Source organism: Pseudomonas sp. S3_G06 (assembly GCF_054667565.1).
The window spans coordinates 2,515,471-2,533,558 of the sequence record NZ_CP162738.1; the positions used below are offsets into that span (position 1 = coordinate 2,515,471).

The window sequence follows — 18,088 nt, forward strand, 5'->3', positions numbered from 1 at the left end:
TTCAAAATTACACTTGCCTGCTGCATCGGTAGGCGCGTGATAACACTTTACGCCGACGGCTAATACTGACTGGAAGCAGGCGCCAATCAATTCCGATGCGAGCAGAAAAATGCCTATCAGCGGATATCCTTAGCACTCGCTAAACGCAAATCCAAAGTCATCGCTTGACACTTGTGCCGCTTCGTTAAGTCGTTGGCGCAGCGCAGCCGTTAGCTGCCTCTCCACCACCCACGGATCCGACAGCGCGGCGAGTTGTGGCGCCAATTGCGGCGACAGGCTCATTAGCGAATGATTAAGCGATCGCGCCGTTTCAAAAGCGGCTTTCTGCACAAAGCTGATTTCCACCAGCTCCCCCTGCGCCTTGCGAAACTCCATCTCAGCCATCCGCGCCAAGTAGTGCTCGCGATGTGCACGCGCTTTCTGAAAGTCCGGGGACTGCCCTTGCGCGGGATCAACGGGCGGCGGCGCAGCCATGTTGGTCGGTTCGGATTGTGTAGCGACGTGGCTGTACACATTACGCTGAAGCCGCTCCTGTTGGTGGCGAGCAGCGACGGCAGCCTTGCTCGGGTCAGCGGTATCGCGGATCAATGCTTCGGTGGCCAGAACGTCGACCTGCTTGCCATTGGGGACAGGACCAGTCGACCGTTTTCCTTCAGCCAGGTGATGTAACTCGGTGAGCGGCCGATGTGTGCGGCGAAGGCGCTCTTGGATAGGTACGTGGCTGCGGTCATACCAGCATGCCGATCAACCATTAAGAGATGCTTTGGACCTGTTCTATCTAACAGGTCAGAGGGTCGCTGACACATTGAAGATGGATGAGCGCGACATAAAGGACGGAAAGCTCTCCGTCCAGCAAGGCAAAACTGGGGCTAAACGAAGGATCGAAATCATTGGTGAGCTCAAAGTCGTAATAGATCGAATCATGGCGCGAAAGACCGGACAGAAAATCAGATCAACACGCCTGGTAGTAATCGACTCTGGGCAGCCGATGACGACCAGCATGCTCAGAAAAAGGTTCGATGACGCCAGGGAAGCAGCCGGGATTCCAAAAGCAGAATTTCAGATGCGCGACCTACGAGCAAAAGCGGCCACGGATAAAGAGGAGTCAACAGGGAACATCAGAGAAGCTCGAGACCAACTTGGGCACACCACCGTAGGGATGACAGAACAGTACATCCGTATGCGGAAGGGCATGAAGGTCACCCCTACGAGGTGACTAACGGTCACGAATTGCGGAAAAGATTTTTTGATTGCGGAAAAAAGAACTAAGGGCTTGCATGAGGTATGTCATGCAAGCCCTTGATATTCATGGTGCCCGAAGCCGGAATCGAACCGGCACGCCCTTACGAGCGGGGGATTTTAAGTCCCATGCGTCTACCAGTTTCGCCATTCGGGCGGTAGCGCGGTGTTGCTTTGCTCAGCCTTGCGGTTGCGATCCTGACAGGATGGCCGCTTGAAAAGCCGAGCGGGGAATATATACATCACGTCCCGGTGAAGCAAGTTTGGAGTGCGCGATTTGAGAACTAAATATCGCTGACCGAGGAAAATCAAAAAGCCTCAGAAATCAGGGAGCTACGGAGTTTGCTTGAAGTAGACGCCGAGGTTACTGGCAAATCGCAGCAACCCGACTGGAAATTGAGACGATAAACTCAAAAGATTCAGACGCTCACCATCACCTTAGCTGCACGGGTGACAGATGTTTCATCGATTGAGATTATGAGCAGGCAACCCAGGACTGGACGGGATGTCTACGCTAAAGGATGGCGCCGAAATCAATAATCAAAGGGTAATCAGCACGCCCCCCCTTCAACCACGATCACGCCTCACAGAACGTCACCAGAGCAGTGCTCAGGGATGTACAAGCAATCAGGAGATTTGATTCCATGCAAATGAGTGACACCGTTCTAAAAGCGTCTTTAAGCCAAGAGGAGCGCTCGGCGATCGCCGAGATCGAAGCGACCACCAATATCCTGCAACTTGTCACCCGTCTGACCGGTACACGCTTTGCCGGCATCGCAAAATTCACTGAAACAGAGTGGATCGTTTGTTCGGCGTACGATCCGATTGAACTGGGAATAAATGTCGGCGATACGCTGGATCTGGAAACCACCCTTTGCAGTGAGTTTCGACGAAATCCGCAAGCCCTCTTCCTTCCACAAATCAGCCAGGATGGACGACTTTCGTCACGTCCTGTGGTGAAGCAATATTCGATTGAAAGCTACGCAGGCGCGCCTGTTTTCCTGCCGGACGGGAGACTCTGGGGTGCCTTATGTGCTCTGGACTCAAGGGCTGTTCTGTTTGACAACCCCGATCTTGCAGAGACATTGACGCTGTTCGCGCGGCTCATTGGCTGCATCTTTTTCTCGAATCTCACGGTGGAAGGTGCCAGCCACATCCAGACCGGATCGTGCTTGACTGATTGACCCTCCGCAAACAGGTGAGCACCACATTTTTCTGCAGACAACAAAAAACCCCGTAGATCATTGATCTACGGGGTTTTTTGATAGTGGAGGCCGAGGTCGGAATCGAACCGGCGTAGGTGGATTTGCAATCCACTGCATAACCATTTTGCTACTCGGCCTCAAAGTCTTTGCTGTCAGTAGCACAACAACAAACACTGTACAAATTGGAGCGGGAAACGAGACTCGAACTCGCGACCCCGACCTTGGCAAGGTCGTGCTCTACCAACTGAGCTATTCCCGCTTGGTGTGGCGCATTCTATAGAATTAAGATGCCCCGTCAACCCCTTGATTCAAAAAACTTTTATTTCTTTTCGACATCGGTCTTCAGGTGCGGCCAGGCGGCGCGAAGGTATTGAACCATCGACCACAGGGTCAGCCCTGCCGATACGATCAGCAGCGTATAACCGAGCACGACCCAGAAGCTGAATGCCTTTGGATGAGCCAGCAGAATCACCAGCGCGAGCATCTGCGCAGCGGTTTTCCATTTGCCCAGATTGGAAACGGCTACCTGCGCTCGTGCGCCGAGTTCGGCCATCCATTCGCGCAGGGCCGAAATCACGATCTCGCGACCGATGATGACCGCCGCTGGCAGTGTGAGCCAGAGATTGCCGTGTTCCTGCACCAGCAGGACCAGGGCAACAGCGACCATCAGCTTGTCGGCGACCGGATCGAGAAACGCCCCGAACGGTGTGCTCTGCTCCAGTCGGCGCGCCAGGTAACCATCGAGCCAGTCGGTTGCGGCCGCGAAGGCGAACACCGAAGCGGAGGCCATGTAACTCCACTCGTAGGGCAGATAGAACAGCAAAATAAAGATCGGGATGAGCAGGACGCGTAGAACGGTAATCAGATTAGGGATATTCATCGGCACAACTGGCTACGAGGTGAAGGGGCATTCTACTCACTATGCAGGTTCGCATAAATCGACTCAGCGAGCTTTTTACTGATCCCCGGGGCTTTGGCGATCTCTTCGATGCTTGCACGAGACAGCTCCTGCAATCCACCAAAATGTTTCAACAGGTCACGGCGGCGGGTCGGCCCTACCCCTGCCACGCCTTCCAGCGTTGAGGTTCGGCGGGTCTTGCCGCGACGAGCGCGATGCCCCGTAATTGCGAAGCGGTGCGCCTCATCGCGGATCTGCTGGATCAAGTGCAAGGCAGGTGAATCGCCGCGCAAGGTGAACTCGTGCGCTGCATCATTCAGATACAACGTTTCGAAACCGGCCTTGCGGGTAGCACCTTTGGCGACGCCCAACAGGATCAGATCCGGTACGGCCAGTTCGTTGAGCACATCCCGGGCCATCGACAATTGGCCTTTGCCACCGTCGACCAGCAGAATGTCCGGCAACTTGCCTTCGCCGTCCTTGAGTTTGCTGAAGCGGCGAGTCAGCGCCTGGTGCATGGCCGCGTAGTCGTCGCCGGCGGTGACGCCTTCGATGTTGTAGCGGCGATAATCCGACTTGATCGCGCCTTCCGGCCCGAACACCACGCACGAGGCCACCGTGGCTTCGCCGCTGGAATGACTGATGTCATAGCATTCCAGGCGCTGCGGCGGTTCATCCAGATTCAGCACTTCGGCCAGCGCATCGAATCGCGCGGCGGTGTGCTGACGGTTGGCCAGACGCGCGCCCAACGCTTGTTCAGCGTTAGTCACGGCCAATTGCTGCCAGCGCGCGCGCGTGCCGCGCACTCGATGGCTGATTGCCAACTCGCGGCCGCGCAAGGTATGAATGCCTTCGATCAACGCCGGGAAGTCTTCGTGAACCACGTTGACGATCAGTTCGCTCGGCAGATCGCGTTCGGGGCTACTAATGTAGTACTGACCGAGGAATGCTGCCATGACCTCGGAAACGTCTTCCTCAATGCCGACCTGCGGGAAGAAATTCTTGCTGCCGAGCACGCGCCCGCCGCGCACGCTGATCAGGTGGACACAGGCGCCGCCTGGGTTGACGAATGCGGCAATAACGTCGATATCGCCGGTTCCGCCTTCCATGCTCTGCTGGTCCTGCACCCGGCGCAGCAAGGCAATCTGGTCGCGCAATTCGGCCGCGCGTTCGAATTCGAGATTGATCGCTGCCTCTTCCATCGCGGTGGACAGCTCGTTGGTCAGCGCGTGGCTGCGACCTTCGAGGAACATCACCGAGTGGCGCACGTCTTCGGCGTAGACGTCAGGCTCGACCAGGCCCACGCATGGCGCCTTGCAGCGTTTGATCTGGTATTGCAGGCACGGACGGGTGCGATTCTTGTAATAGCTGTCCTCGCACTGGCGGACGAAAAAGGTTTTTTGCAGGATGCTCAGGCTTTCACGTATGGCGCCGGCACTCGGATAGGGGCCGAAATACTTGCCCTTGGCCTTTTTGGCGCCGCGATGGATGCTCAGGCGCGGAAACTGTCCGTCGGAGAGAAACACGTACGGATAGGATTTATCGTCGCGCAGCAGGATGTTGTACGGCGGGCGCCACTCCTTGATCAGCGTCTGTTCCAGCAGCAGCGCTTCGGTTTCGTTGGCGGTGATGGTCGTCTCGACCTGAGCGATACGCCCTACCAGTGCAGCCGTTTTCGGCGCCAGCCCGGTCTTGCGAAAGTAGCTCGCCAGACGTTTCTTCAGGTTTTTCGCCTTGCCGACATACAGCAGGCGCGCCTCGCTGTCGAACATGCGATAGACGCCCGGGCGACCGCTGACGGTCGACAGGAAAGCACTGGAATCAAATGTCTCGGTCATGGTCAGGCGCTGGCATCCACCATGCCGTGACGCACCGCGAGCAGTGTCAGCTCGACGTCGCTGCTGATCGAAAGCTTCTCGAAAATGCGGTAGCGGTAGGTGTTCACGGTTTTCGGCGACAGGCACAACTTGTCGGAAATGATCTGGACCTTCTGGCAGCCGACAATCATCAAGGCAATCTGGATTTCCCGCTCCGACAAGGCATCGAACGGCGAATCATTGGTTGGCTGAAATGATTTGATCGCCAACTGCTGAGCGATCTGCGGACTGATGTAACGCTGCCCGGCGAAAACCAGCCGAATGGCCTGAACCATTTCCGGCAGACCCGCCCCCTTGGTCAGGTAACCGGCGGCGCCGGCCTGCAGCAAACGCGTCGGGAAAGGGTCTTCCTCGCACACCGTAACGGCAACCACCTTGATGTCCGGGTGGCTGCGCAGCAGTTTCCGTGTGGCTTCGAGGCCGCCGATGCCGGGCATCTTGACGTCCATGAGCACTACGTCAGGCTTCAATTCACGGGCTTTGATCAGGGACTCTTCACCTGACTCGGCCTGACCCACCACCTGCAGGCCATCGATATCGGCCAGCATCCGTGTAATGCCTGTACGAACGAGATCATGGTCGTCGACCACTAGCACCCTAATCAAGCAGACACCTCGCGATATGGTCTTATTGGGATGCCGGACACCTTAGCAAAAAGTGCCAGACAGACCTAGCGGAAAGCCGCATTTAAAAAGTTTCAATTCATCATTCAGGGCTTGCCGGCTGTGGGTTTCAGAGCACAGCTGTACTCACATCAAGCTGCATTCTGAGGAAACACTCATCCCTGCCTACGATACGCAGTCCTTTGCGGACATACAGTGCTTGCGCAGGATTGTTATCGAAGACCGTCAGTCGCAGTGCAGGACGTCGCGCCTGACGGGCCATGTCAATAACCTGATCGATAGCCCAGGACCCGGCGCCCTGCCCTCGCCAGGTCTGATCAATCTGCAATTCGCGTATGTACAGCGCCCGCGAATCCTCGCTCAGACTGACAAAGCCGATCAGCAGTTCATCCTGGAGGATCATCCAGCTCTCACGATACTGCCAGCCTGCGTCAAACGCCTCGTCCTGCCACAACAGATCGTGGTCAATGTAATAACGCAGCATGTTGCGACAGGTCAGGTCCCGCGCAAAAGCAAGATCATCATGGGTGGCATGCCGAATTCGATAACTCATTCAGCTCTCTCCAATCGTAAAAATGCACTTTAACCAGATCGTTTGCCAGTGATAGCCGTTTCGCTCGGCACGCAATAGCATTTTCTGATTGCTGACGCGTATCAGCGTCGAGTAAGCTCGGCGCATTCATCGGAGACAGACCATGTTCAACGCCCCTTCACAGTCTTGCATCGCCAGCGCCTCGCGCTCGATTGCGGCTGCGTGGGTGAACGACGCCTGCGCTCCAGACAACTTTTATTTTGGGTATTGGTTTAGCCACTGGCGCGCCTGATACCCAAACGGCGCCCATGATAACGGGTCGCCTACCAGAGATTTCTCAACCCCCGGTCGGCTTCCCGACCGGGGGTTTTGTTTTTTCAGGCCCATCACTTTCAGCGACACACCACATTTCGAGGTTTACACCATGAACTACGCCACTTATTACCGTTACGACAGCTTTAGCGCCTGGCGATTTACCAGCCTCCGCTCGGGACAGCCTGCCGCCTCCGATCGGTCACCTACAGGTGGCAAACACACACGCCTAGCCAGTACGGCCATTTGTCGAACACCCCAGTAGGGCCGAGTGCGCGGGAAAAACCCGCCATCCGCCCAGGAAGACCGAACATGAACTCTTCAGTTTCCGCTTTGCCGCCGTCCATCCTCGATTCTGCCAACGAAGCGCTGACCCTGCGTCTGCCCAGCTCGTTGCAGCTCAAACAGCAATTACCGCTCAGCCACTCCCTGCATCAGCAGGTCACTGCCCATCGCCAGGCGGTGCGCGCCATCCTCGACGGTGAAGACCCGCGCCTGCTGGTCATCGTTGGCCCCTGCTCTATCCATGATCCGCAGTCGGCAGTCGAATACGCCAGAAAACTCGCTCGCCTGGCCGAAGATGTCAGCGGTGAAATGCTGCTGGTCATGCGCGCCTACGTCGAAAAGCCGCGAACGACGATCGGCTGGAAAGGTCTGGCCTACGATCCGCATCTGGACGGCACTGACGACATGGCTACCGGCCTGACGCTGTCGCGCGAACTGATGCTGGAAATGATCCGGCTCGGACTACCGGTCGCTACCGAACTCCTGCAACCCATGGCCGCCAACTACTTTGATGACCTGCTGAGCTGGGTGGCCATTGGTGCCCGCACCACCGAATCGCAAATCCACCGCGAAATGGCCAGCGGCCTGAACATGCCGGTGGGCTTCAAGAACGGCACCGACGGCGGCGCCGCCGTTGCTGTCGACGCCATGCGCTCGGCAGCCCATGCGCATCGGCACTTCGGCGTCGACAGCCAAGGGCATCCGGCGATCGTGCAGACAGCTGGCAACGCTGATACCCACATCGTGCTGCGCGGTGGCCATCAAGGGCCGAACTACGATGCAAGCAGCGTGGCCAACATCAGCGCCGAGCTCAGCCGACTGAAGATCCCCAGCCGGATCATGGTCGATTGCAGCCATGCCAACAGCGGCAAGGATCCACTGCGCCAGCCAGCCGTGTTCAACGATGTGCTTGAACAACGCCTGCATGGTAACCATGCGCTGATTGGCATGATGCTCGAATCCCATCTGTTCGAAGGCTGCCAGCCGCTGAGCAGCTCTCTGCGCTACGGCGTATCGATCACCGACGGCTGCCTCGGCTTCAGCGCAACGGAACAATTGTTGACCGACGCTGCTACGCGCCTGGCACAAGCCAGAGCCTGATCGCAGATTGCCCTCCCGCTCCATCAAGAGCGCGGAGGGCTCACTGCCCCGGTCTAGGCCACGACGCTGATCCGCCTCACGGCAGATTGCTGACTGATGTCGTCCAGACGTTCGATGATGTAGCCAATCTCCACCGTCGTGCCGTGGTGCTCGCGCCAGAACCGATGGGGAACAGTGAAACTCACCGGTTGCCCGGCCGTCTCCCGAGTGATTTCAAGATCATCGCGATGACTGAAGAACTCACCATCGCACTTGAGATAGACCAACTCGTCTTCGTGCACCTGCGGGTCTTTGATCAGAATGGCAACCCCCTCTATCGAGTCCTTGACCGACAGCACATCATCGATCGCCCCAACAATATCCGGCGCGGCCAGTTCAGCACGCACTGCCGGCCCAATGAAAACCGTCGCAGGCTCCGACGTTCGGATCGTTCCCCAGCATTGTTCAACACGGTAGGCGACTACCACCTCGCCACCGCGATGCGCCTCGATGTAGCTACCCGGCACCCAGAACGACAGGCATTGCGCGACGGAGTAGGCCTCCACGTTCAATGAGTCGGTAAAGATCTCGGGCGAGGTATCGCCGTGCCAGGACAACATCACCCGATCACCCGCCGACATCCTCGCGTAAGGCTGCAGAGTCACCAGGGTGCCCTCTGCCACTCGCGATGGCTCCAGCGCTCCGTTTACCGAGCCTTCGATCTGTGGCGCCAAAAATTGCGTGCGCATATCGCCCACAGACAGTTGCAGGCGTGCAGATTCCAATGCCTTGGGCGCGGACGCACTTTGCAGTGTCCAGTAAACCTCCAGCGAGCCTCCATCCAGCGCAGCCACATGCATGCCCTTGATGATGAAGATTACGTCTTTGCCAATCTGGGCCTGGCTGATGAATCGAACGCTCTCGTATTGATAGGCAAAGCCTTCGATATCCAGCCCCTCCCAATACAGCACCAGCTGATCGCCACAGCTCATGTTGGCATAAGGAGAAATGCGAACGATGGCCCTGACCAGAGAAGGCTCAAGCACGCTGCCCTCAAGCCCGTCAATGGTCGGCGCGATCAGAGGATCGAAAGACACATCGGCAACCGCGGACGGACGCATCCGCCAGTAAAACTCGACTTCATGGCTATTCATTTTCGTCTCCACTCCCTGGAAAACGTGCCGTCCCGAATGACGACACTGACACCTACATTGAGGACTTCCTTGCAGGTTCTGGATGTCAGCCGAATACACCGCGACGACGGCGCAACCTCTACTCACAAGGTAGGCAACTGGGGTGTTCGCGCTGTTGTGACGACAAACGACCCTATGAACTTCCGATTCGGATTTCACAGCTCTCCGAAACTTCGTACGTCTCTTAGTCCATTTTCAAACGCAACGTGAAGCGTCTTCGTACTTCTTCAACGAGATGAGTGTTTTAGAGTGGCTCGGTGATTTCCCGATGAACTTCTACGAAAAAGGTAAGAACATGCAACGGAATGCTACAACTCGTTATCCCATCCTGTTGGTCCACGGTCTGTTCGGGTTCGAGCGTATCGGTCATTTCGAGCTGTTCCATGACGTCAAATCCGCGCTGAAAGCGGCTGGCTGTCGATTGTTTGTTCCACACCTTTCGGCCACCCATGACAATGAAGTGAGGGGTGAGCAATTGCTGTCACAGATTGCCTGTGTGCTGCGAGGCACAGGCGCGAAGAAAGTCAACCTTATAGGACACAGTCAGGGCGCACTCGCTGCACGCTATGCGGCGGCGCTTGCACCAAACGTAGTCGCTTCGGTCACCTCCGTCAGTGGTCCGAACCATGGTTCGGAGCTCGCCGACTTCCTGCGCAAGGCGCTGATCCCGGGCAAGCTCCCCGACGCCGTCGCTCAAAACGTGGCGACCCAATTTGCTGACTTAATGTCGCTGCTCAGCGGCAGCGTGGCACTGCCACAGAACGCGTTGGCCGCACTCAACGCACTGACCACGGTCGGCGTCGGTCAATTCAATGACAAATTTCCACAGGGGCTGCCACTGACTTGGGGCGGTCACGGCGCCGAGCAGGTCAACGGCGTGCGCTATTACTCGTGGAGCGGCGTTGTCCCGCAATCCACGTTGCCAGCGCAGGATCCGGTTCAGGGCATCTGCTGGGTGCTGTCGCAATATTTCACCACCGAACCCCAGCAGAATGACGGTTTCGTCGGACGCTTCAGTAGCCATCTCGGCCAAGTGGTCCGCTCTGATTATCCAATGGATCACTTGGCTAGTTTGCGGCGCAGCCCAGGCGTAAACGCGTCTTCGCCGGACCCTATCGAGCTGTACGTCGAGCATGCCCAGCGCCTGCGGGCGGCGGATCTGTGAGTAGAGTCAGGGAATCAGAATGGAACTTTGCCGAGAATTCACCGACTGATTCCGGTACGCTCCACCTTTTATTGAAACAGTTCGGAGAATTCCCCATGGCCAAAGCCACTGCCCGCCACATCCTGGTTTCCAGCGAAGACAAGTGCAACGAACTCAAGGCTCAGATCGAAGCCGGCGCCGATTTTGCTGAAGTCGCCAAAGCCAACTCCAGCTGCCCATCCAGCCGTCAGGGCGGAGACCTGGGTTCGTTCGGTCCAGGCCAGATGGTCAAGGAATTCGACACCGTGGTGTTCAGCGCGCCGATCAACGTCGTGCAAGGCCCGGTGAAGACCCAGTTCGGTTACCACCTGCTGGAAGTCACCAGCCGTCAGGACTGATTCGTCGTCCTGTTGCTGACAACGGCCCACCCTTTGGTGGGCCGTTGTGTTTCGGTTACATATACGGCTGGCGAGTGGCGCGCCGCTCGCGTACAACTTGCGCTTATCGATTTTGCGTTCCAAGGCTGACGATGCGACTGGTTTTTCCCACACTGATGCTCACCGCCCTCGCCCTGCTCACGGGTGCCGCCGGTGCGACCGCTGCCCCGCAACACGCACTGACCGTTTACGGCGAACCGGCCAAATACCCCGCCGGCTTCGGCCATTTCGACTACACCAACCCGCAGGCGCCGAAGGGTGGGACGATGCGGCGCTCGGCAATCGAAATCGGCCACTTCGATCATCTGCTGCCCTATATAGACAAAGGCATCGGCGTCACGCAGATCGACGGCCTGCTGTATTCGCCACTGGCCCAGCGCTCGCTGGATGAGCCCTACACGGTGTACGGTCTGGTGGCGGAAAAAATGGAACGCTCGGAAGACGGCCTGTCGCTGCGCTTTTTCATCAACCCGAAGGCGCGCTTTGCCGATGGCAAACCGATTACCGCCGAAGACGTTCGCTACACCTACAACCTGCTGATGACCCAGGGCAGCCTGCGTTATCGCACCCAGTTTGCCGACGTCAAAGGCGTCGAAATCGAGGCGCCACTGACCGTGCGCTTCGACTTCAAAAGCAACGAAAACCGCACCCTGCCCCTGGATATCGCGACCCTGCCGGTGTTCCCCGAACACTGGTGGAAGAGCCGCGATTTCGCCAGCGGCGGTGGTTATGAACCGCCGCTGGGCAGCGGGCCGTACCGGGTTGGCAAGGTCGACTCCGGGCGCAGCATCACCTTTGAACGCAATGGCGACTGGTGGGGCAAGGACCTGCCGGTCAGTCGCGGCCTGTACAACTTCGACCATTTCAGTATCGAGTATTTCGGCGACACCGATGTCGCCCGTCAGGTGCTGCGTGGTGGCGCCTACGACTACAACCGCGAGTTTTCCGCGACCGGCTATTCGATCGGCTACGACAGTCCCGCCCTCAGCGATGGCCGTTTGCAGAAGGCCCACCTCGCCACTGAAGCGCCGCAATCGGCCCAGGGTTTCGTGTTCAATCTGCAAAAGCCGATGTTCCAGGACCGCCGGGTACGCCAGGCACTGGCGATGCTCTGGGATTTCGAATGGAGCAACCGGCAGATGATGCGCAACGTCTATATCCGCCAGCAGAGCTACTTTTCCAATACCGATCTCGCCGCCCGGCAGTTGCCCGATGCAAAAGAGTTGGAAATCCTTGAACCGCTGCGCGGTCAGGTGCCTGAGGAAGTGTTCAGCAAAGTCTTCGAGGCGCCGAAGACCGACGGCAGCGGCATCATCCGTGACAAGCAGTTGCAAGCCCTGCAACTGCTGGAGCAGGCCGGCTGGAAACCGGATGGCGATCAACTGGTCAACGGCGCCGGCGAGCCGCTGAGCTTCACTTTTCTGGTCAGCCAGAACGGCATGGACCGCCTGCTGTTGCCCTACAAGCGCACGCTGAAGCAGATCGGCATCGAGCTGAATATCCGTCGCATCGACGCCTCGCAATACGTCAATCGCCTGATGAGTCGCGACTACGACATGATCGTCACCGGCTACCCCGTTACCACTTCTCCGGGCGGTGAGTTGCTCAACTATTTCGGCTCGGCAGCGGCCAACGATCCGGGCGCGAACAATTACATGGTGTTGAAAAACCCGGCGGTCGACACCTTGATCAACGGCCTGATCCGCGCCTCTACTCAGTCGGACATGCTGCATTACGCCCATGCGCTGGACCGGGTGCTGCAATGGAATTACTACTGGATTCCCAACTATTACCCGCCGGGCACCTCGACCGTGTGGTGGAACCGCTTCGGCATTCCCACGGTGCAGGCGAGCAATGACGAAGCCATCGAGAGCTGGTGGGAAATCAGCCGCACGCCACTGACCAATCAGCAGATGACCGCCGAGAAAATCAGTCGCGGCAGACCCGGAGGGCCGCACTGATGTGGGGTTACATACTGCGGCGCCTGCTGCTGATCATTCCGACGCTCGTGATCATCCTGCTGGTCAATTTCGTCATCATCCAAGCCGCGCCCGGCGGACCAGTGGAACAAGCCATCGCCCATCTGCAAGGCATTGGCGGCGCCAGTGTCGGCGGCGGAGCCGGCGAGACATCGAGCAACGCTTCGCGCGCCAGCCGTGGTCTCGACCCGCAACTGATCAAGGACATCGAAAAGCAGTACGGTTTCGACAAACCGGCCCACGAGCGCCTGTGGCTGATGCTGAAGAACTACGCGCAACTGGACTTCGGCAAGAGCTTCTTTCGTGGCGCGACGGTCACCGACCTGATTCTGGAAAAGATGCCGGTGACGATTTCGCTCGGACTGTGGGCGACACTGATCACCTATCTGGTGTCGATCCCGCTGGGCATCCGCAAGGCTGTGCACCACGGCAGCCATTTCGATATCTGGAGCAGCACGGCGATCATCATCGGTTACGCCATGCCGGCGTTTCTGTTCGCGATGTTCCTGATCGTGGTATTCGCCGGCGGTACTTCGTTGAACTGGTTTCCGGTGCGCGGACTGGTTTCGGACAACTTCGAATCGCTATCGACCCTGGGCAAGATCGCCGATTACTTCTGGCATCTGGTGCTGCCGGTCACCGCGCTGGTGATCGGTGGATTCGCGACCTTGACGATCCTTACAAAAAACTCGTTCCTCAATGAAATCACCCGACAGTACGTAGTGACGGCCCGCGCCAAAGGCTTGAGCGAACGCCGCGTGCTGTACGGACACGTGTTTCGCAACGCCATGCTGTTGGTGGTTTCGGGGATACCTCAGGCGTTCATCAGTGTGTTCTTCGCTGGCTCACTGCTGATCGAAGTGATCTTCTCCCTCGATGGCCTTGGGCGCATGAGTTACGAAGCAGCGGTATCGCGGGACTATCCAGTGGTGTTCGGTTCGCTGTTCATTTTCACCCTGTTCGGCCTGCTGATAAAACTGATCGGCGACCTCTGCTACACCCTGGTCGACCCGCGTATCGACTTCGCCGCGAGGAATGCCTGATGTTCGAGCTCTCGCCTTTGGGTCGTCGCCGTTTCGAACGTTTCAAGAAAAACCGTCGTGGCTGGTGGTCGCTGTGGCTGTTCATCGGCCTGTTCATCCTGACACTGGGTGGCGAGTTGATCGCCAACGACAAACCGTTGATGGTCAGTTATCAGGGCCAGTGGTACTTCCCGGTGTTCAAGCGCTATACCGAACAGGAGTTCGGCGGGCAGCTGCCGTTCCAGGCCGATTACCGTAGCGAGTACGTGCAGAATCTGATTCGCAAGGACGGCGGCTGGTTGCTGTTCCCGCCGATTCCGTTCAGCGATGACACGCCCAACTATGACCTGAACAAACCGGCGCCGAGCCCACCAACTTCGGTGAACTGGCTGGGCACCGACGATCAGGCGCGCGATGTGCTGGCGCGGGTCATCTTTGGTGCTCGAGTGTCGATTCTGTTTGCCCTGATGCTGACCTTTGTCAGCGCGCTGATTGGCATCGCCGCCGGCGCGTTGCAGGGCTATTACGGCGGCTGGGTCGACTTGCTCGGACAGCGCGTGCTGGAAGTCTGGTCGGGGCTGCCGGTGTTGTATCTGCTGATCATTCTTTCAGGTTTCGTCGAGCCGAATTTCTGGTGGCTGCTGGGGATCATGGCGCTGTTTTCATGGTTGGCGCTGGTGGACGTGGTGCGCGCCGAGTTCTTGCGCGGGCGCAATCTGGAATACGTCAAAGCCGCACGCGCCCTGGGCCTGACTGACCGCAAGGTGATCTTCCGGCACATCCTGCCCAACGCAATGAACGCGACGCTGAGCTACCTGCCGTTCATTCTGACCGGGGCCATTTCGACGCTGACCGCGCTGGATTTCCTCGGCTTCGGCATGCCGGCCGGCAGTGCCTCGCTGGGTGAACTGATCGGTCAGGGCAAGCAGAACCTGCAAGCGCCGTGGCTCGGGTTGACCGCGTTCTTTACCCTGGCGCTGATCCTCTCTTTGTTGGTATTCATCGGCGAAGCGTTACGTGACGCTTTTGACCCTCGATCCTGAAGCGTGACCATGACTGAAAACCTGATTGAAATCCGCAACCTCAATGTCGCCTTCCATGGCCAGACCGTGGTGCGTGACCTGTGCCTGGATATCCGCCCCGGTGAGTGCCTGGCACTGGTGGGCGAATCGGGCTCGGGGAAATCGGTGACCGCGCATTCGATCCTGCAGCTGCTGCCCGATACTGAGGCGCAAACCCGTGGCAGCATCCGCTATCGCGGGCAAGAATTGCTCGGTGCTGATCCGAAGGTCTTGCGAGAACTGCGCGGCAATCGCATCGCCATGATCTTTCAGGAGCCGATGACTTCGCTCAATCCATTGCACACCATTGAAAAGCAAATCGGCGAAACCCTGTTGCTGCACCGTGGCCTCGGTGGCAAGCAAGCGCAGCAGCGCATTCTGGAATTGCTCGGACTGGTCGGCATTCAAAAGCCCAAGGAGCGGTTGAAAGCCTATCCGCATCAGCTCTCTGGCGGGCAACGGCAACGGGTGATGATCGCCATGGCCCTGGCCTGCGAACCGGAGTTGTTGATTGCCGATGAGCCGACCACGGCGCTGGATGTCACCGTGCAGCGCAAGATTCTCTTGCTGCTCAAGTCCCTGCAACAGCGGCTCGGCATGTCGCTGCTGCTGATCAGTCACGATCTCAATCTGGTGCGCAGCATCGCGCAGCGGGTGTGCGTGATGAAGGCTGGCGAGATCGTCGAGCAGGCGCCCTGCGAAACCCTGTTTACCGAACCCAAACACCCATACAGCTGCGTGCTGTTGAACGCAGAGCCGGAAGGTGAAGCCCTGCCCCGTGACGAACGCGAAAATGTGCTGGAGGTCGCTGACCTGCGCGTCGATTTCCAGGTCGGCGGCGGGTTGTTCAGGCGCAAGCAGTATCTGCGCGCTGTCGATGGCATCAGTCTGAATATTCAGCGCGGCAAGACCTTGGGCATTGTTGGCGAGTCTGGTTCGGGCAAGTCGACGCTGGGTCAGGCGATCCTGCGTTTGCTGGATTCCGAGGGCAGCATTCGCTTTCAGGGCGAAGCGCTGGATGGCCTCAATCAAAAGCAATTGCGGCCGTGGCGCCGGCAGATGCAGGTGGTGTTTCAGGACCCGTTTGGCAGCCTCAGCCCGCGCATGTCGGTGGCACAGATCATCAGCGAAGGTCTCGAAGTGCATTGCGAGTCGACGGCCAATGAGTGCGATGAGCAAGTGATTCGCGTGCTCAGGGAAGTGGGGCTCGACCCCGAGAGCCGCCACCGTTATCCCCATGAGTTCTCGGGTGGCCAGCGCCAACGCATCGCCATCGCCCGGGCCCTGGTGCTTAAGCCGGCGCTGATTTTGCTTGATGAGCCGACCTCGGCCCTCGACCGCACCGTACAGAAACAGGTGGTCGCCCTGCTCCGTGATTTGCAGGAAAAATACGGTTTGACCTACCTGTTCATCAGCCATGATCTGGCCGTGGTGCGCGCGTTGGCCCACGACATGATCGTGATCAAGGACGGCCAGGTGGTCGAGCGTGGTGCCAGTCACGACGTGTTTGACAACCCGCAGCATCCCTACACCAAAGAGCTGTTGGCGGCGGCGCATCCGGGGTAGGTTTTTTCTGCTACTTCGCGGCTCGGCATTCGCGAGCAGTCTCGCTCCCACATTGGAATGCAGTCCCCTGTGGGAGCGAGCCTGCTCGCGAACGGGCCGGTACCGGCAACAAACAATCAGGACCAGCCTCCATGAACACCACCGAAAGCCTCAAGGACTACCAACGGGTACGCACCCTGGCGATCCGTTCGCTGTTCGAGATCATCGAGCAATCCAGTGAGGGCACGGTGATTGTCGATCGCGATGCGAATATCGTCTGGATGAACGAACGCTACGCCCGGCGCTTCGGTCTCGATTCAGCGGCCGGCGCTATCGGCAAACCCTGCGAAAGCGTGATCCCCGGCAGTCTGCTGCGCGAGGTGGTACGCACCGGTCGGCCGATTCTGCTGGATATGCAGGACACGCCAAAGGAACCGCTGGTGGTGATGCGCCTGCCGATCCACGACGATGCCGGCAGCGTAATCGGCGCCATCGGTTTCGCTCTGTTCGACGAGTTGCGTACGCTGTCGCCGATGCTCAAACGCTACCTGAGCATGCAGGAAGAACTGGCCTCGACCCGTTCGCTGCTGCGTGCGCGGCAGACCAAATACAACTTTGCCCACTTCATCGGTACCAGCGCCGCCAGCCTCGAAGTCAAACGCCGCGCCAGGCGCAGTGCCAGCGCCGATTCGCCGGTGTTGCTGCTGGGCGAAACCGGCACCGGCAAGGAGTTGCTCGCGCAAGCGATCCACAGCGCCTCGCCACGCGCGCACAAAGCCTTCGTCAGCATCAACAGCGCGGCAATTCCCGAGGCGCTGCTGGAAGCCGAGTTCTTTGGCACGGCACCCGGCGCCTTTACCGGCGCTGACCGCAAGGGCCGCACCGGTAAATTACAAATCGCTCAGGGTGGCACGCTGTTTCTCGATGAGATCGGCGATATGCCGCTGCCGCTGCAAAGCAAACTGCTGCGCGTGTTGCAGGAAAAGGAGTTCGAGCCGGTCGGCTCCAATGAAGTGATTCAAAGCGATGTGCGGGTAATCGCCGCGACGTCGACGGATTTGCAGGCTGCGATCAAGCGCGGCGAATTTCGCGCCGATTTGTACTACCGCCTCAACGTACTGCCGATCCAGGTGCCGCCGCTGCGTGAACGTCTTGATGATCTGCCAGCGCTGAGCGAAGCGATTCTGGAAGAGCTGCGCAGCCAGCATGAACTGCACCGCGATGCGCTGGCGTTGCTCGGCCAGCATGCCTGGCCGGGCAACATCCGTGAGTTGCGCAATGTGCTGGAGCGGGCGGCGTTGCTCAGTGATGATCTGATGCTGACCGAGCAGGATATTCGCGGCGCGATTGGCACCTTTACTCCGGTTGAGCGAACGTCCGAGCCGAGCATGCAAGCCTCCGCTGGGGAGACATTTGCACAGGCGCGGGCGCGGTTTGATCGGCAGTTGATCGAGTCGACCCTGGCGCAATGCGCGGGGAAAGTACCGGAGGCTGCGGTTCGGCTGGGGCTGGGGCGGTCGACGCTGTACAAGAAAATGGCTGCGCTGGGGATTGCAGAGTCTACATATAGAGACATCTGATCTCCATTTTAAGACTAGAGCAAAAGCTTCGCGAGCAGGCGCGCTCCCACAGGGGAATGCATGACCAATGTGGGAG

General features: G+C 58.4%; 14 protein-coding genes, 3 tRNA genes and 2 pseudogenes. 10 read left to right on the forward strand and 9 right to left on the reverse strand.

Going from position 1 to position 18,088, the window contains the following annotated elements; all coding sequences use genetic code 11:
* Positions 1-129 precede the first annotated feature (129 nt).
* Positions 130-731, reverse strand: a pseudogene (locus tag AB4N47_RS11255) (terminase small subunit).
* Between AB4N47_RS11255 and AB4N47_RS11260 the strand changes: the two are divergent.
* Positions 731-1,216, forward strand: a pseudogene (locus AB4N47_RS11260) (tyrosine-type recombinase/integrase); the annotation flags it as partial. The pseudogenes AB4N47_RS11255 and AB4N47_RS11260 sit on opposite strands and share 1 nt — an antisense overlap.
* 93 nt (positions 1,217-1,309) lie before the next feature.
* Here AB4N47_RS11260 and AB4N47_RS11265 read toward each other — a convergent pair.
* Positions 1,310-1,396: transfer RNA gene (locus tag AB4N47_RS11265), tRNA-Leu, on the reverse strand.
* 493 nt (positions 1,397-1,889) lie between these two features.
* Here AB4N47_RS11265 and AB4N47_RS11270 point away from each other — a divergent pair.
* A complete protein-coding gene (locus tag AB4N47_RS11270; protein WP_163012213.1) occupies positions 1,890-2,423 on the forward strand; it encodes a GAF domain-containing protein in 534 nt (177 codons plus the stop codon).
* An 84-nt stretch (positions 2,424-2,507) separates the two neighbouring features.
* On the opposite strand, the gene AB4N47_RS11275 is transcribed toward AB4N47_RS11270, so the two are convergent.
* The 6 genes from AB4N47_RS11275 to AB4N47_RS11300 all read right to left on the reverse strand — a co-directional run bounded on the left by AB4N47_RS11275 (position 2,508) and on the right by AB4N47_RS11300 (position 6,395).
* Positions 2,508-2,581: transfer RNA gene (locus AB4N47_RS11275), tRNA-Cys, on the reverse strand.
* Between the two features lie 46 nt (positions 2,582-2,627).
* Positions 2,628-2,703 (reverse strand) — tRNA-Gly (locus tag AB4N47_RS11280).
* A 60-nt stretch (positions 2,704-2,763) separates the two neighbouring features.
* Entirely contained in the window at positions 2,764-3,324 is a 561-nt protein-coding gene (gene pgsA, locus AB4N47_RS11285; RefSeq protein WP_016774513.1) for a CDP-diacylglycerol--glycerol-3-phosphate 3-phosphatidyltransferase, read from the reverse strand.
* Between the two features lie 32 nt (positions 3,325-3,356).
* On the reverse strand, positions 3,357-5,180 hold the full coding sequence (gene uvrC / locus AB4N47_RS11290; protein WP_024012762.1) for an excinuclease ABC subunit UvrC: 1,824 nt from the start codon (positions 5,178-5,180) through the stop codon (positions 3,357-3,359).
* 2 nt (positions 5,181-5,182) lie between these two features.
* Positions 5,183-5,824, reverse strand: coding sequence for a response regulator transcription factor GacA (gene gacA / locus AB4N47_RS11295; RefSeq protein ID WP_024012761.1), 642 nt, complete (start codon positions 5,822-5,824; stop codon positions 5,183-5,185).
* A gap of 127 nt (positions 5,825-5,951) precedes the next feature.
* On the reverse strand, positions 5,952-6,395 hold the full coding sequence (locus AB4N47_RS11300) for a GNAT family N-acetyltransferase (RefSeq protein WP_341637666.1): 444 nt from the start codon (positions 6,393-6,395) through the stop codon (positions 5,952-5,954).
* Between the two features lie 603 nt (positions 6,396-6,998).
* Between AB4N47_RS11300 and AB4N47_RS11305 the strand changes: the two genes are divergently transcribed.
* Complete coding sequence (locus AB4N47_RS11305) at positions 6,999-8,072, forward strand: 3-deoxy-7-phosphoheptulonate synthase (protein ID WP_341637667.1); 1,074 nt, start codon at positions 6,999-7,001, stop codon at positions 8,070-8,072.
* A gap of 53 nt (positions 8,073-8,125) precedes the next feature.
* Here AB4N47_RS11305 and AB4N47_RS11310 read toward each other — a convergent pair whose 3' ends face one another.
* Positions 8,126-9,205: a hypothetical protein gene (locus AB4N47_RS11310; RefSeq protein ID WP_341637668.1), complete on the reverse strand. Its 1,080-nt coding sequence runs from the start codon at positions 9,203-9,205 to the stop codon at positions 8,126-8,128.
* 334 nt (positions 9,206-9,539) lie between these two features.
* Here AB4N47_RS11310 and AB4N47_RS11315 point away from each other — a divergent pair, with 334 nt between their 5' ends.
* The 7 genes from AB4N47_RS11315 (at position 9,540) to AB4N47_RS11345 (ending at position 18,012) form a co-directional block, all read left to right on the forward strand.
* On the forward strand, positions 9,540-10,409 hold the full coding sequence (locus AB4N47_RS11315; protein WP_341638013.1) for an esterase/lipase family protein: 870 nt from the start codon (positions 9,540-9,542) through the stop codon (positions 10,407-10,409).
* Positions 10,410-10,504: 95 nt separating this feature from the next.
* Entirely contained in the window at positions 10,505-10,786 is a 282-nt protein-coding gene (locus AB4N47_RS11320) for a peptidylprolyl isomerase (protein WP_016774509.1), read from the forward strand.
* Positions 10,787-10,917: 131 nt separating this feature from the next.
* Positions 10,918-12,786 (forward strand): extracellular solute-binding protein, encoded by a 1,869-nt coding sequence (locus AB4N47_RS11325; RefSeq protein ID WP_341637669.1) that lies wholly within the window; start codon positions 10,918-10,920, stop codon positions 12,784-12,786.
* Positions 12,786-13,847: a microcin C ABC transporter permease YejB gene (locus AB4N47_RS11330; RefSeq protein WP_071172270.1), complete on the forward strand. Its 1,062-nt coding sequence runs from the start codon at positions 12,786-12,788 to the stop codon at positions 13,845-13,847. Before AB4N47_RS11325 ends, AB4N47_RS11330 begins: the two co-directional genes overlap by 1 nt.
* Positions 13,847-14,869 (forward strand): ABC transporter permease, encoded by a 1,023-nt coding sequence (locus tag AB4N47_RS11335; RefSeq protein ID WP_341637670.1) that lies wholly within the window; start codon positions 13,847-13,849, stop codon positions 14,867-14,869. The genes AB4N47_RS11330 and AB4N47_RS11335 overlap by 1 nt, the downstream gene beginning before the upstream one ends.
* A gap of 9 nt (positions 14,870-14,878) precedes the next feature.
* Entirely contained in the window at positions 14,879-16,453 is a 1,575-nt protein-coding gene (locus AB4N47_RS11340; RefSeq protein ID WP_341637671.1) for an ABC transporter ATP-binding protein, read from the forward strand.
* A 131-nt stretch (positions 16,454-16,584) separates the two neighbouring features.
* A complete protein-coding gene (locus AB4N47_RS11345) occupies positions 16,585-18,012 on the forward strand; it encodes a sigma-54 interaction domain-containing protein (RefSeq protein WP_186567145.1) in 1,428 nt (475 codons plus the stop codon).
* Positions 18,013-18,088 lie beyond the last annotated feature (76 nt).